The organism is Citrobacter sp. RHB21-C05 (genome assembly GCF_013889015.1).
GTDB classification, from domain to species: domain Bacteria; phylum Pseudomonadota; class Gammaproteobacteria; order Enterobacterales; family Enterobacteriaceae; genus Citrobacter_A; species Citrobacter_A sedlakii.
In genome coordinates this window covers 63,624-77,195 of sequence record NZ_CP057611.1, presented here as the reverse complement: position 1 = coordinate 77,195, position 13,572 = coordinate 63,624, and the positions used below count along the sequence as shown (strand labels likewise).

At 53.3% G+C, this 13,572-nt stretch carries 7 protein-coding genes, 1 tRNA gene and 1 pseudogene; 6 read left to right on the top strand and 3 right to left on the bottom strand.

Going from position 1 to position 13,572, the window contains the following annotated elements; translation table 11 throughout:
• Positions 1-11: 11 nt before the first annotated feature.
• A complete protein-coding gene (gene gltS / locus HVX72_RS00345) occupies positions 12-1,217 on the bottom strand; it encodes a sodium/glutamate symporter (RefSeq protein ID WP_060570289.1) in 1,206 nt (401 codons plus the stop codon).
• 220 nt (positions 1,218-1,437) lie between these two features.
• Here gltS and xanP point away from each other — a divergent pair, with 220 nt between their 5' ends.
• Both xanP and HVX72_RS00335 read left to right on the top strand, forming a co-directional pair.
• Positions 1,438-2,829: a xanthine/proton symporter XanP gene (gene xanP / locus HVX72_RS00340; protein WP_060570290.1), complete on the top strand. Its 1,392-nt coding sequence runs from the start codon at positions 1,438-1,440 to the stop codon at positions 2,827-2,829.
• 120 nt (positions 2,830-2,949) lie between these two features.
• Positions 2,950-4,638, top strand: coding sequence for an AsmA family protein (locus tag HVX72_RS00335; RefSeq protein ID WP_181822322.1), 1,689 nt, complete (start codon positions 2,950-2,952; stop codon positions 4,636-4,638).
• A gap of 48 nt (positions 4,639-4,686) precedes the next feature.
• On the opposite strand, the gene yicI is transcribed toward HVX72_RS00335, so the two are convergent.
• Both yicI and HVX72_RS00325 read right to left on the bottom strand, forming a co-directional pair.
• A complete protein-coding gene (yicI, locus tag HVX72_RS00330) occupies positions 4,687-7,005 on the bottom strand; it encodes an alpha-xylosidase (protein WP_181822321.1) in 2,319 nt (772 codons plus the stop codon).
• A gap of 2 nt (positions 7,006-7,007) precedes the next feature.
• A complete protein-coding gene (locus tag HVX72_RS00325; protein ID WP_181822320.1) occupies positions 7,008-8,399 on the bottom strand; it encodes a glycoside-pentoside-hexuronide family transporter in 1,392 nt (463 codons plus the stop codon).
• Positions 8,400-8,677: 278 nt separating this feature from the next.
• Here HVX72_RS00325 and HVX72_RS00320 point away from each other — a divergent pair.
• The 4 genes and pseudogenes from HVX72_RS00320 (at position 8,678) to HVX72_RS00305 (ending at position 13,493) form a co-directional block, all read left to right on the top strand.
• Positions 8,678-8,772 (top strand) — tRNA-Sec (locus HVX72_RS00320).
• 299 nt (positions 8,773-9,071) lie between these two features.
• A pseudogene (locus HVX72_RS00315) lies at positions 9,072-9,209 on the top strand (Arm DNA-binding domain-containing protein); the annotation flags it as partial.
• Positions 9,210-9,918: 709 nt separating this feature from the next.
• On the top strand, positions 9,919-10,467 hold the full coding sequence (locus HVX72_RS00310) for a hypothetical protein (protein ID WP_181822319.1): 549 nt from the start codon (positions 9,919-9,921) through the stop codon (positions 10,465-10,467).
• Between the two features lie 179 nt (positions 10,468-10,646).
• On the top strand, positions 10,647-13,493 hold the full coding sequence (locus tag HVX72_RS00305; RefSeq protein WP_249418868.1) for an autotransporter outer membrane beta-barrel domain-containing protein: 2,847 nt from the start codon (positions 10,647-10,649) through the stop codon (positions 13,491-13,493).
• The last annotated feature ends 79 nt before the right edge of the window (positions 13,494-13,572 follow it).

Below are 13,572 nucleotides of genomic sequence, written 5' to 3'. Positions count from 1 at the left end.
CGCCCCCGGGTTTACTGTGCGAAAATCGGCAGCAGCAGATACAGTTTGATCACCAGCGCGTTGACGATATCAATGAAGAACGCGCCAACCATTGGAACCACCAGAAATGCCATATGCGACGGACCAAACCGGTCGGTAATTGCCTGCATATTGGCAATTGCCGTCGGCGTGGCGCCCAGGCCAAATCCACAGTGTCCTGCCGCCAGCACCGCCGCGTCGTAGTTTTTACCCATCATGCGCCAGGTCACGAACACAGCGTACAGCGCCATGGCGATCGTTTGCACCACCAGAATAGCCAGCATCGGCAGCGCCAGCGAAGCCAGCTCCCACAACTTCAGACTCATCAGCGCCATCGCCAGGAACAGCGACAGACTGACGTTGCCCATAACGGACACGGCACGTTCAAAGACGCGGTAAAAGCCCAGCAGCGCCAGACCATTGCTGACGATCACGCCGACAAACAGTACGCAGACAAAGGTAGGCAGTTCAAACACCGTACCCGCCAGCAGCTGGGCAACAATTTTCCCCACGGTCAGACAGATGGCGATGAGGGCGATGGTTTCGATCAGCACCAGCGAGGTGATCATGCGTCCAACGTCCGGTTTCTCAAACGCTGTCGGCACTTCCTGATCGTCAGGGATACCATCCGGCGTGGTGGAATGCTTCACCAGATAACGGGCAACCGGCCCCCCGATCAGCCCGCCAAGCACCAGACCAAAGGTCGCGCAGGCCATTGCCACTTCCGTGGCGTTCGCAAAACCGTAACGCTCAATAAACAACTTACTCCACGCCGCGCCGGTGCCGTGCCCGCCGGACAGCGTAATTGACCCGGCAATCAGCCCCATTAACGGATCCAGTCCCAGCAGGCTTGCCATTCCGATGCCGATAGCGTTTTGCATCAGCAGCAGACCAACCACCACGATCAAAAAGATACCAACGACGCGGCCCCCTTTGCGCAGGCTGGCGATGTTCGCGTTTAGACCAATGGTGGCAAAAAAGGCCAGCATTAACGGGTCACGCAAGGTCATGTCAAAGTCAACTTCCCAGCCCATGCTCTTTTTCAGCACCAGCAAAGCCAGCGCGACCAGTAAGCCACCGGCAACGGGTTCCGGAATGGTGTATTTCTTCAGAAAGGAGACTGACTGGACCAGCTTGCGCCCCAGTAGAAGCGTTAGCGTTGCGGCAACAAGTGTCGATAACGTATCGAGATGAAACATAGACTAGCTCCTGTTGTGTGCATGGTTCGTACATGCACGGTTTCCTGAAATTTCTGCTCTTCATGAGTAATCGGCATGGATTTTAAGCAGAAAAGCAGTAAAAGTTATATAAAAAGGTGAGGTTAGTTGTTTTAAATATTAGGATTAGCGAGTGGCAATCGTTTGCTTTTACCTTCTGGTCAGCTAAAATGCCCGCTTTTCCACCACGGGATTGCCTCTGATGTCTGTTAACACCCTTGAATCAGAAAGTGCGCAACCGGTTGCGCATAATCAAAACAGTGAACTGATTTATCGTCTGGAAGATCGCCCGCCGCTACCGCAAACCCTTTTCGCCGCCTGCCAGCACCTGTTGGCGATGTTTGTTGCGGTCATTACCCCGGCGCTGCTTATCTGTCAGGCGCTCGGGTTACCGGCACAGGATACGCAACACATCATCAGCATGTCGCTGTTCGCCTCCGGCGTGGCCTCGATTATTCAGATTAAAGCGTGGGGGCCGGTCGGTTCGGGATTGTTATCAATTCAGGGAACCAGTTTTAACTTCGTGGCGCCGCTGATCATGGGCGGCACCGCGCTGAAAACCGGCGGCGCAGATGTCCCAACCATGATGGCCGCGCTGTTTGGTACGCTAATGCTGGCAAGCTGCACCGAAATGGTAATTTCCCGTGTGTTGCACCTCGCGCGCCGCATCATTACGCCGCTGGTTTCAGGCGTCGTGGTGATGATTATCGGCCTGTCGCTGATTCAGGTCGGTCTGACGTCTATTGGCGGTGGTTATGCCGCCATGAGCGACAATACGTTCGGCGCGCCAAAAAACCTGCTGCTGGCAGGCGTGGTGCTGCTGCTGATTATTCTGCTTAACCGTCAACGCAACCCGTACCTGCGCGTCGCCTCACTGGTTATCGCGATGGCGGCGGGTTACGCGCTGGCGTGGTTTATGGGGATGCTGCCGGAAAACACCGCGACCGCCTCCCAGGAACTGATCATGGTGCCAACGCCGCTGTACTATGGCCTGGGTATCGACTGGAGCCTGCTGCTGCCGCTGATGCTGGTCTTTATGATCACGTCACTGGAAACTATCGGCGACATCACCGCCACATCCGACGTTTCTGAACAACCGGTCTCTGGCCCGCTGTATATGAAGCGCCTGAAGGGCGGCGTACTGGCAAACGGCCTGAACTCCTTCGTCTCTGCCGTCTTTAACACGTTCCCGAATTCCTGCTTCGGCCAGAATAACGGCGTGATTCAACTGACCGGCGTGGCCAGCCGCTACGTTGGTTTCGTAGTGGCGCTGATGCTGATCCTGCTCGGTCTGTTTCCGGCGGTAAGCGGTTTTGTACAGCATATTCCGGAGCCGGTGCTGGGTGGCGCAACGCTGGTGATGTTCGGCACCATCGCCGCTTCTGGTGTGCGCATTGTGTCCCGCGAGCCGCTGAACCGCCGCGCTATCCTGATCATCGCACTCTCACTGGCGGTCGGTCTTGGCGTGTCTCAGCAGCCGCTGATCCTGCAATTTGCGCCAGACTGGGTGAAAAACCTGCTATCTTCCGGCATCGCCGCCGGAGGGATTACCGCTATCGTTCTGAACCTGATTTTCCCGCCTGAAAAGCAGTAAGCCTTATGCGACGGTGAGTTCAATTCACCGTCGCTATAATACTCTTTCACGATTCCTGCCTTGAGGATCGCGCGTAAATCGTGCATAACTCAGCTATGTGTATTCGCGGGATGGAAGACCATGAAATTTATTGGAAAGCTGATTCTCTATCTGCTCATCGCCCTTCTGGTGGTGATTCTCGGCCTCTATTTTCTGCTGCAAACCCGCTGGGGAGCAGAGCACGTCAGCGCCTGGGTATCAGAGAACAGTCAGTATCGTCTGGCCTTTGATGCGATGGATCATCGCTTTTCCTCGCCTACGCATGTTCTGCTGGAAAACGTTACCTTTGGTCGCGACGGCCAACCGGCCACGCTGGTGGCGAAAACTGTCGATATTGGCCTGAGCAGCCGCCAGCTCACCGATCCCTTTCATGTCGACACCATCTTGCTAAAAGACGGCACGCTGAACATTTCGCTCCAGACGGCGCCCTTCCCCTTCCAGGCCGATCGCCTGCAGTTACAGGGGATGGCGTTTAACAGCCCGGGCAGCGAATGGGATCTGAGCGCCCAGCGGGTAAATGGCGGCGTGATCCCGTGGTTGCCGGAAGCCGGTCACGTCCTTGGCAGAAAAGCGCAAATTCAACTGAGCGCGGGTTCACTGACCCTGAACGACGTTCCTGCCACCAACGTCCTGATTGAAGGCAGCATCGATAACGAGCAGGTGAACTTAAGCAACATTGGCGCAGACGTGGCCCGCGGCGCATTAACCGGAGTGGCGAGGCGCAATGCCGACGGCAGTTGGATGGTGGAAAATCTGCGCCTGAACGATATCCGGCTACAAAGCGATAAGTCGCTCAGCGACTTTTTTGCCCCGCTGACAACCGTTCCTTCCTTGCAGATTGGCCGTCTCGAAGTGACCGACGCCCGCCTGCAAGGACCGGACTGGGCGGTAACCGACCTTGATCTCAGTCTGCGCAATCTGACCTTCAGCAAGGACGACTGGCAAAGTCAGGAAGGTAAGCTGTCGATGAACGCCAGCGAATTCATCTTCGGTTCGCTACACCTGTTTGATCCTATCCTGAACGCGGAGTTTTCACCGCAGGGCATTGCGCTGCGCCAGTTCACCTCCCGCTGGGAAGGTGGGATGATCAGAACGTCGGGCAACTGGCTGCGCGACGGCAAAGCGCTGGTGCTGGATGACGCCGCGCTGGCTGGGGTGGAGTACACCCTGCCGGAAAACTGGAAAAAGCAGTGGATGAAACCGCTACCCGCCTGGCTGAACAGCCTGACGCTGAAAAAATTGAGCGCCAGCCGCAATTTGCTGATCGATATCGACTCAGCCTTTCCCTGGCAGTTGACCGCGCTGGATGGCTACGGCGCGAACCTCGGTCTGGTACAGGATCGCAAATGGGGTGTCTGGAGCGGAAATGCAACGCTGAATGCGGCGGCCGCAACCTTCAACCGGGTAGACGTGCGCCGACCGTCATTGTCGCTGACAGCCAACGCCAGTACGGTGAATATCAGCGAACTGAGCGCATTCACAGAAAAAGGGCTGCTGGAGGCAACTGCCAGCGTATCGCAGCTTCCGCAGCGCCAGACACAAATCAGCCTGACCGGACGCGGCGTACCGGTTAACGTGCTGCAGCAGTGGGGATGGCCTGCGCTACCCCTCGCTGGCGACGGAAATATTCAGCTAACCGCCAGCGGCAGCATACAGGCGGACGTGCCGCTGAAACCCACGGTCAACGGACAGTTGCATGCAGTAAACGCCGAGCAACAACAGGTGACGCAGACCATGACTGGCGGAGTCGTGTCGACGACTGCCCAGTAAACAAGCCCGATGGCGGCGTTGGCGCCATCGGGTTCTTTCTCTTACGGCTCAAAGGTAGATGACAATCTCGTCCCCTTCTGCTTTCACCACTACGCCCCACTCGCTACCCTCATGTGAGCCGCCCTTCACGCCGCTCAGCGTCTGCACGTTGCGCAAGCAGACGGACCAGTTCCGCGCTTTGCCTGTGCCCGTCATGGTCAGAACATTGCCCTGACGTGACGCCTTAAGCGTAAACATCACAGCACCGTCCGCCGCAGGCACTTCGCAAGCCGCTTCACGCCCATCCTCAAGGTGGAATAACTGGAACGCTGTGCCCTCATGCCATGGGTAGTCCGGCTTCTGACTGTTGTTGCCCAGCGCTAACAGTGTGTTGTCGCGCACATAAACCGGCAGGCTGAGAAAATCGTGCTGCTGTTTATGCCAGCGGTTCCCCTGAATTTCGTCGTTACGCCACAGATGCGTCCAGCGGCCTTCCGGCAGATAAAACTGAACATCCCCCGCCTCGCTGAACACGGGCGCCACCAGCACCGAATCGCCGAGCATGTACTGGCGATCGAGATAATCACACGCCGGATCGTCCGGGAATTCCAGCATCATTGCGCGCATCATCGGCGTCCCGCGTTCGTTCGCCCGCGCTGCCTCACGATACAGATACGGCATCAGGCGGCATTTCTGTTCGGTAAAGAAACGGACTACATCGCAGGACTCATCGTCATAGGCCCACGGCACCCGGTAAGATTTACTGCCATGCAGGCGACTGTGGCTCGAAAGCAGCCCGAACGCGCACCAGCGTTTGTAAACGTGCGCCGGGGCGGTGTTTTCGAAGCCGCCAATATCGTGGCTCCAGAAGCCAAAGCCGGACAGACCGATGGACAAGCCGCCACGCAGGCTCTCCGCCATCGATTCGTAGTTGGCGTAGCAGTCTCCGCCCCAGTGCACCGGAAACTGTTGCGCACCGACGGAGGCTGAACGGGCAAACAGCACCGCCTCTTCTTCACCCACGGTCTCTTTCAGCACGTTCCACACCAATTTGTTGTAGAGATAGGCGTAATGGTTGTGCATTTTCTGCGGATCGGCGCCGTCAAGCCACTGAACATCCGTCGGAATGCGCTCGCCGAAGTCAGTTTTGAAACAGTCAACGCCGATATCCACCAGCCCCTTCAATTTGTCGGCATACCACTGGCATGTTTCCGGGTTGGTGAAGTCATAAATCGCCAGCCCGGGCTGCCATTTATCCCACTGCCACAAGGAACCATCCGGGCGCTTCAACAAATAGCCTTTCTCTTTCAACTCGTTAAATATTGGCGATTTTTGCCCGATGTACGGGTTGATCCAGACGCAGACTTTTAGCCCTTTCTCTTTCAGGCGACGAATCATTCCTTCCGGGTCCGGGAACGTTACCGGATCCCATTCGAAATCGCACCACTGAAAGGCTTTCATCCAGAAGCAGTCAAAATGGAAGACGTGCAGCGGCAGGTTGCGCGCCGCCATGCCGTCAATAAAGCTGTTTACCGTGGCTTCATCGTAGTTGGTGGTGAACGAGGTGGTCAGCCACAGCCCGAAGGACCACGCTGGCGGCAGCGCCGGACGCCCGGTAAACCGGGTATAGCGGTCCAGCACCGCTTTCGGGGTCGGCCCGTCGATGACGAAGTATTCCAGATACTCGCTTTCCACGCTGAACTGCACTTTCGACACTTTCTCTGAGCCGATTTCAAACGACACGTTCTGCGGATGGTTTACCAGCACGCCATAACCGCGATTCGTCAGGTAAAAAGGAATGTTTTTATAGGACTGCTCGGTACTGGTGCCGCCGTCACGGTTCCAGGTATCAACCGTCTGGCCGTTGCGCACCAACGCAGTAAAGCGCTCGCCCAGCCCGTATACCGTCTCGCCCACGCCGAGATCGAGACGCTCGAACATGTAGTTACGCTGGGTATGGGTATCCTGCACGTAGCCGTTATTTTTCAGCTGGCTGCCCGTAATGCGCACGCCGTTGCGCAAGAAATCCAGCGACCAGAATTCGCCTTTGGTTACGCGAACGCTCAGATCGCCGCTTTTCAGCTCGGCGTATTCATCGTTATTTTCAATCTCAACCTTCACGTCATCCAGCACGTTCAGGGGGTAATGTGGGCCATTATCCAGCGCGCCCTGAAAATGCACCATGCGCACCCCCACAATGCCTTGCTGCGGCGAGAAAAAGCGCAGGGTAAACAGGGGGGTATCCAGTTGCCATGTACGTTCGCGAACGTCACGCGGCGCGACATAGACCACCAGTTCATTGCCATGCTGTTCGACGTCAAAGACCTGGATGGGATGAATCAGGTTAAGACCAGGCTGGATCAGCCAGTTACCGTCGCTAATTTTCATGCTCAGTTCCTTAAGTTCTGAAATTCTTTATGCGTAAATTCGTGCTGATTGCGGCGCGCGCCCTGTGCCAACTGGTCGAGGATTGTTCTCAGATACGGCGTTTTCAGGGTGTAATAGCGTTTGGCAATCACGGCGCTCAGCAGGTAGCAGATAGCCGGGACGAGAGTGAACAGGGCAATGATGATGCTGATTGTCGCGCCGTTTTGGGCCTTCGCTGCGGCATCGTAGCCCCCGCCCGCCAGCATCCAGCCAATGAGTGCTCCGCCCAGTGCAAGGCCGAGTTTCAGCACGAACAGCGTGCCCGCGAAGCTAATACCGGTAAGGCGTTTACCGTTGCGCCATTCGCCATAATCGACGGTATCCGACATCATCACCCACTGGATTGGCGTCACCAGCTGGTGCAGTACGCCAATCACGAAGATAAAACCAAACATAGTGATGCTGGCGTGCATCGGCACGAAGAACATCGCCAGACTAAGCGCCGCCAGCGCGGCATTGGTCCACCAGAATACGCTGACCTTGCATTTCCAGTCGGTGAGCGGTTTCGCCAGCGCAGAGCCAATGAGGTTGCCGACGCAGTAGGTGGTGAGGAAGGCGACAAACACGCCCGGCGTCCCCATAATCCAGGTGACGTAATACATCATGGCGCCGCCGCGGACGCAGACGGCGAGAATGTTAAGAATGGTAAGCAGGCCAACAATCCGCCACTGGTCGTTTTGCCAGATATCGCGCAGATCCTCACGCATTGAAGTGCTGTTAGGCGGCGCTTCCACGCGCTCTTTGGTGGTGAAAAAGCAGAACGCCAGCATCAGGAACGCCACGACGGACAGCACCGCGATCCCGCCCTGAAAACCGAGCGCTTTATCGCCACCGCCGATAAAGTCCACCAGCGGCATCATTAACACGGTGGAGAGCATGCCGCCTGCCGTCGCCAACACAAAACGCCAGGATTGCAAAGAAATACGCTGCGCCGGGTCGTTAGTTATCACACCGCCCAGCGCGCAGTAGGGGATATTTACCACGGTATAAAGCAGGGTCAGCAGGGTATAAGTCACCGCGGCATAGATCATTTTGCCATTGAGGCTGAGCTCCGGCGTACTGTATGCCAGTACGCACACCAAACCAAACGGCAGCGCGCCAAACAGCACCCATGGGCGAAATTTCCCCCAGCGAGAACGCGTGCGGTCAGCTAATAGCCCCATACATGGGTCTGAAATAGCATCTAGCGCCCGCGCCAGTAAAAACATCGTACCGACGAACCCTGCGGGGATACCAAAAATATCGGTATAAAAAAACATCATGTACAACATAACGTTATCGAAAATAATATGGCTGGCGGCATCACCCATCCCATAGCCAATCTTCTCTTTAACGGACAACACAGGATTCTTCATTTTGCATCCCCTGACGCGCTGATACCGGTTACAGTTTTTGTAAACCATCCTCCTGGGGGCGGGTATTCCGATATTTTGTTATCAAATTACGATTCTTCTTTTCTGTGATCGCGGTTGCGCCAGAAGATGTGAATAATTGTAACTAACGGAATTTAAGAGGTTTTATATGAAACCGATCATGGTAAGGCGAAAAGTAAATTAAAAAATGACGCGGGGGGATGTGGAAACCTTGCGAAAGTGGCTATAATGCGCCCGCCTCCATGTAGCAATGCAGGCGCGGAAGATCGTCGTCTCCGGTGAGGCGGCTGGACTTCAAATCCAGTTGGGGCCGCCAGCGGTCCCGGGCAGGTTCGACTCCTGTGATCTTCCGCCAATTTGCCTCTATTGAACTCTGCCGACGTCAACAAAACCCCTTCCAAACACTTTTATATCAAGCTTTCCTTGTATCCCGAGGTCAATCGACGTCAACCTGCATCAAATTGTTTTTGGGGGTGCATTCGGGGGGTACCACTCCTCCTTTAAAAGACAAGCACTCCATAATGGTAAAAATGTGAGTTATAACAATGGCTTTTAACGATATCTTTGTTATACAAGAGATTCATTGGAGTGTCAGATTAGTTACAGGCGGAAATTCCCGCTGGAGGAGGAATTCATCAAAAGCCAGAGAATGTCATGGCGCTAACCGATGTTAAAGTGAAAACCGCGAAGCCAAAAGAAAAGCCCTATAAACTGGCTGATGGCAGCGGTATGTATCTGCTGATTAACGCAAATGGTTCCAAATACTGGCAAATGAAGTACCGCTTCGCCGGTGACGCTGATTACGCTGATGACGTGACGTAGCCACGTTTCCGGCTCAATGCCGTTAAATTCTTTTACTAAATTTTTGAAATAATAATTCCTTTACTAATTTTAGTTATTTCCTGATGGCAGATTATGGTTGCATTTATCGTTTAATGAAAATGACAGCAAGCGAGTTAAAATTGAATTTTAAAATAAATAAAAAAGAGCACAACATATTGCAGTAAATACACATATACTGATAACGGGGCAGATAACCTCGTGATGTCCGATACTCATCTCAGCGCGAATTTATCGTCATTAAATCATGTATTGAGAAGTATTCTCACACGATACAGAGTATTCGCATTTTTCTGTAACAAAATGTTTCTTTATTTTTTTGCGCATTATCGTAGATATCTGAAAAATAGGATTTTTACCAAAAACATAAATTTTTTGTATGTGTTTGTTTTCTCTGCACCTCATCAGAAGAAATCCGAAAAAAAGATCGACAGAAGCATTCATTTCCCCATTAATAATAGTCTTAAACTATCAATTAAGGCCCACCCATCAGGTTTGACAATCAATTTTGCTTATGTAATATTCAGATTTAACTCATATATATTAACAACAGCTAAATGAGCCTGCCGGGCAATATTTGAAAGAATCAACTCACCGGCTAATACGATCTCCCCGGAAAAAGAATTGACGGGGTTGCTATGAGACAGGGAGTACAGGCTGTATGACAAAGGAATTTGTGAAGAAGCAGGCTATTGCCAGCTGGCCTGAGGATGACATTTATTTTTCCAAAGGCATTTCGGTGCTGACCCGTTTTTTTATCAAGCTTGAACCCGGCGTGGACTATCTGTTCATCAACCTCGATAATTATACACTGGCTTCTTTTTTTCGCTCATTTTCGCAATTAAGTAAAAGTGGCTATCAACTGATAATAATTTCGAGCCATCGCCTTCTGCCATTGGCCTTTTTCTGGTTTTTAAAATACAAAACCGTCAGCGCTATCTTTGAATCGCGATGCTCACTAAATGACTTCATTCGAGGTATGGATACCGTGGCGAGTGGACGTCAGATTGCGTGGCCGCATCCGGGACCTGCGCGTTTACTCTCTTCAAGAGATGTTTTACTTCTGAGACATTATCTGGAAGGCGGAAGCATGGACTATTTACAGGAAAAGCATAATCGCGCCTATTCCACCCTACAGGGTTGGAAAGCTTCCGTCGCCCGTAAATTTAAAGTAAAAAAATTGAGCACCTACTTGTTCTGCACTGAATAAACTCGCTTCGCCACAATCGCTTCCCCCAAAATCTTCCCCCAGCAATATCTTACGGGGCTGATAGTAACATTTGTTAAATATGGAATTTATTAACCATGGATTTAGACATGAAACGCATTTTTTACCATTCTGTATTTCCAGCATTATGCTTAACAGCATATCCGCTGACGGCTGCGGAAATGCTCCCTTCTCCTTTTCTGCCCACCCAATCCACCGCTATGCCCGGAGATCTGCTGAACAATCCGGCTTACGCTAACCACTGGGCCTGGGTGGAACAAAAATGGGGAGAAAAATATCCTGCACTTACGATTAAAGATAAAAAATATATTGCAAATCAGGAAATTGTTCTGATTAATCCCGATTTTTATAAGCAGAACGTCGTCTTATTAAACGAGTCTTACAGTTATAATAATACGCTCAACTCTGTTCAGCTTAGTATCGGTGACGGACTGTATGAGGCGGCAGGTTCTGAAGCGGTAAACACCACGGTAAAAGGGGAATACCTCAATGGCAGGGGCAACATCGAAACCGGGGTTTTACAACTGAATAACGGCGGTAAAGCTTATCATACGATCGTGGAAAACTACGGCGCCCTGACGCTAAACGGCAGGTCTGAAGCCTACGACACCGTTGTGAAAACAGGCGGAAGGCAAACCGTTGGCGGCAGTGCCTATGCTCAGGCAAACCTTATTGATGGCGGGCTTCAGGTGCTGTCCGTCACCAGCACTGCGGTGGTGGAGGACACCATTGTGCAAAATGGCGGCCAGCAGATCATTTATGCCGGCACGGCGAAAAACTCGCACATCGGCGCAGGCAGTTATCAACTCACCAGCGGCCTGGCTCTGAACACGTTCCTGTATAACGGCGCATTTCAGCAGGTCTATGCCGGACAAGGGGGAGATAACGTCGCGGATCGCGATACCACCGTCTACGCCGGGGCGCGCCAGACGGTGACCACAGGCGTATCTGAAAACGCCCGGGTTTATGGCACCCAGGTGATTACTGGCGTCGGCGGCGAATGGCTTGACGGCGACTGGGCTTCCGACAGCGATTCCAAAGTGCGCATAAACGGTCAACAGGCGAAGGATGCAACGATTTATGCCGGCGGCCTGCAACGTATTCAGACCGGCAATGCAGACGGGACGCAGGTATATGGCACCCAGCTTGTTAACGGTCAGAAAGGCGGTTGGTCTGGCGGACAATGGGTTGAGCAGGATGGCTGGACTGGCGGTATTCGCGCCAACGCGACCAATTCGACGGTGCATGCCGGAGGACTCCAGCAACTCGCCTGGTACGGTGAAGCCAGCGATACGCTTATTGATGGCGGACGCCAGGAAGTGCTCGCGTTGGGGCATATCTCGAATACCACCGTTCGCAACGGTGGGAGCAGCCTGATCGCCTATGGCGGCTATTCATCAGACGCCCTGACGGTAGAAGATGGCTCTCTGACGATGGAAGGGGGAAGCGTCCATGACTGGACGGGCAACCTGGGCAAAGGCGCATGGGCGGCAGCAGTGGACTTACAAAACCCCTCTTCGCTTTTATATCTCAAACATAATGCTGATGACGTTGAATCCGTCGCGACGATTAAAGCGTTAACCAATAACGGCGTGGTCAATTTTAGCGGCCCTGACGGGCACACTGCCGGCCAGTTTAATCGCCTTGAACTTACCACGCTGGACGGTAGCGGCACCTTCATCATGAATACCAACGTTTCCGGCGGAGTGGGCGATTTCCTGAACGTTTCTGACGCTGTTACCGGGCAATTTCATGTCACCGTGCGGGATTCAGGCAGCGAGCTACGTAGCCGCAGCGTTTCGCCTTATCATCTGATTTATGCCAACGGCAGCGCGACAGATACCTTCTCGATGACAAACGGTAGCGTCGATCTGGGGGCTTATAAATACTATCTTGTGCATGGTGCGGATAGCGATAAGGACAACTGGTATTTATCGCCTGTGGCGGTAACGCCGGAACCGGGTCCAGATCCGGACCCGGAACCAACGCCTGAGCCTGGCCCCGATCCGGAACCGGCGCCCAATCCGGATCCGAATCCTGCCCCCGAACCGGACCCTCACCCTGCGCCCGAACCAGGCCCAACGCCAGGCACAAAACCGGATTTGTCGGAAAGCGCCAAAGCCGTTATTGCGATGGCTAACGTGACGCCAACCCTCTGGGACGCCGAGTTGTCAACGCTACGTACCCGTCTCGGTGAAATACGCCAGATGGGCGATCACGATGACGGCGCCTGGGGTAAATACATCAGCAGCCGTTACCGTGTTTCAACAGAGCATGTAGGTTATCGTCAGGATATGAATGGCGTGATGTTAGGCGGCGATAAGCGTTTCAGTCTGGAAAGCAGCGCCCTGATTATGGGCAGTATGGTCTCTTATACGCGTTCCGATTTGGACTCATCCAGTACGCAGGGTAAAGCGGATAGCTATGGCGTCGGTCTGTATGCTACCTGGTTACATAACAGCGGCTATTACGTGGATGGCGTATTAAAAGCCAACTATTTCCGTACCGAGAATAATCCTTACTTCAATGGCGGGCGTACTCATGCCAAAGATAATACCGTGGGCGGTGGTCTTTCTGTTGAAGCCGGGAAACATATCACGCTTGAGGACTGGTTTGTTGAGCCTTATGCGCAGGTTTCGTGGTTTATGGGCGATAAGACGCATTATAAACTCGACAGCGGGATGTCGGTTAAAGCAGATGCGGCCCGCTCGTTAAAAGGGGAAACCGGCCTGACCTTTGGTAAAAACATGACGCTGGCGGACGGGACATTGCTTCAGCCCTACGCGCGATTAGCCGTGCGGCATGAGTTTATGAAGAACAACGACGTCATTATCAACCATACAGAGCGGTTTAGTAACGATATGTCCGGCACCAGCGGCAAATACGGTCTTGGGATGACAGCGAAGCTAAACGATCGATGGTCTGCCTGGGGAGAAGTGAACTACGAAAAAGGTGAACATATCGAGACGCCTTACAGTGGTCAACTCGGTATCCGTTACAGCTTCTGATAAAACGCTTCATAAAAGCCCGTGTAGCCACGGGCTTATTCAATATCCCTTCCAACACGAAAGCTTTTCGACCCTTGCC

Excerpts from the sequence above, each read along its gene's own strand:
- gltS (WP_060570289.1), bottom strand. The coding sequence starts at position 1,217 with ATGTTTCATCTCGATACGTTATCGACACTTGTTGCCGCAACGCTAACG.
- xanP (WP_060570290.1), top strand. The coding sequence starts at position 1,438 with ATGTCTGTTAACACCCTTGAATCAGAAAGTGCGCAACCGGTTGCGCAT.
- HVX72_RS00335 (WP_181822322.1), top strand. The coding sequence starts at position 2,950 with ATGAAATTTATTGGAAAGCTGATTCTCTATCTGCTCATCGCCCTTCTG.
- yicI (WP_181822321.1), bottom strand. The coding sequence starts at position 7,005 with ATGAAAATTAGCGACGGTAACTGGCTGATCCAGCCTGGTCTTAACCTG.
- HVX72_RS00325 (WP_181822320.1), bottom strand. The coding sequence starts at position 8,399 with ATGAAGAATCCTGTGTTGTCCGTTAAAGAGAAGATTGGCTATGGGATG.
- HVX72_RS00310 (WP_181822319.1), top strand. The coding sequence starts at position 9,919 with ATGACAAAGGAATTTGTGAAGAAGCAGGCTATTGCCAGCTGGCCTGAG.
- HVX72_RS00305 (WP_249418868.1), top strand. The coding sequence starts at position 10,647 with ATGCTCCCTTCTCCTTTTCTGCCCACCCAATCCACCGCTATGCCCGGA.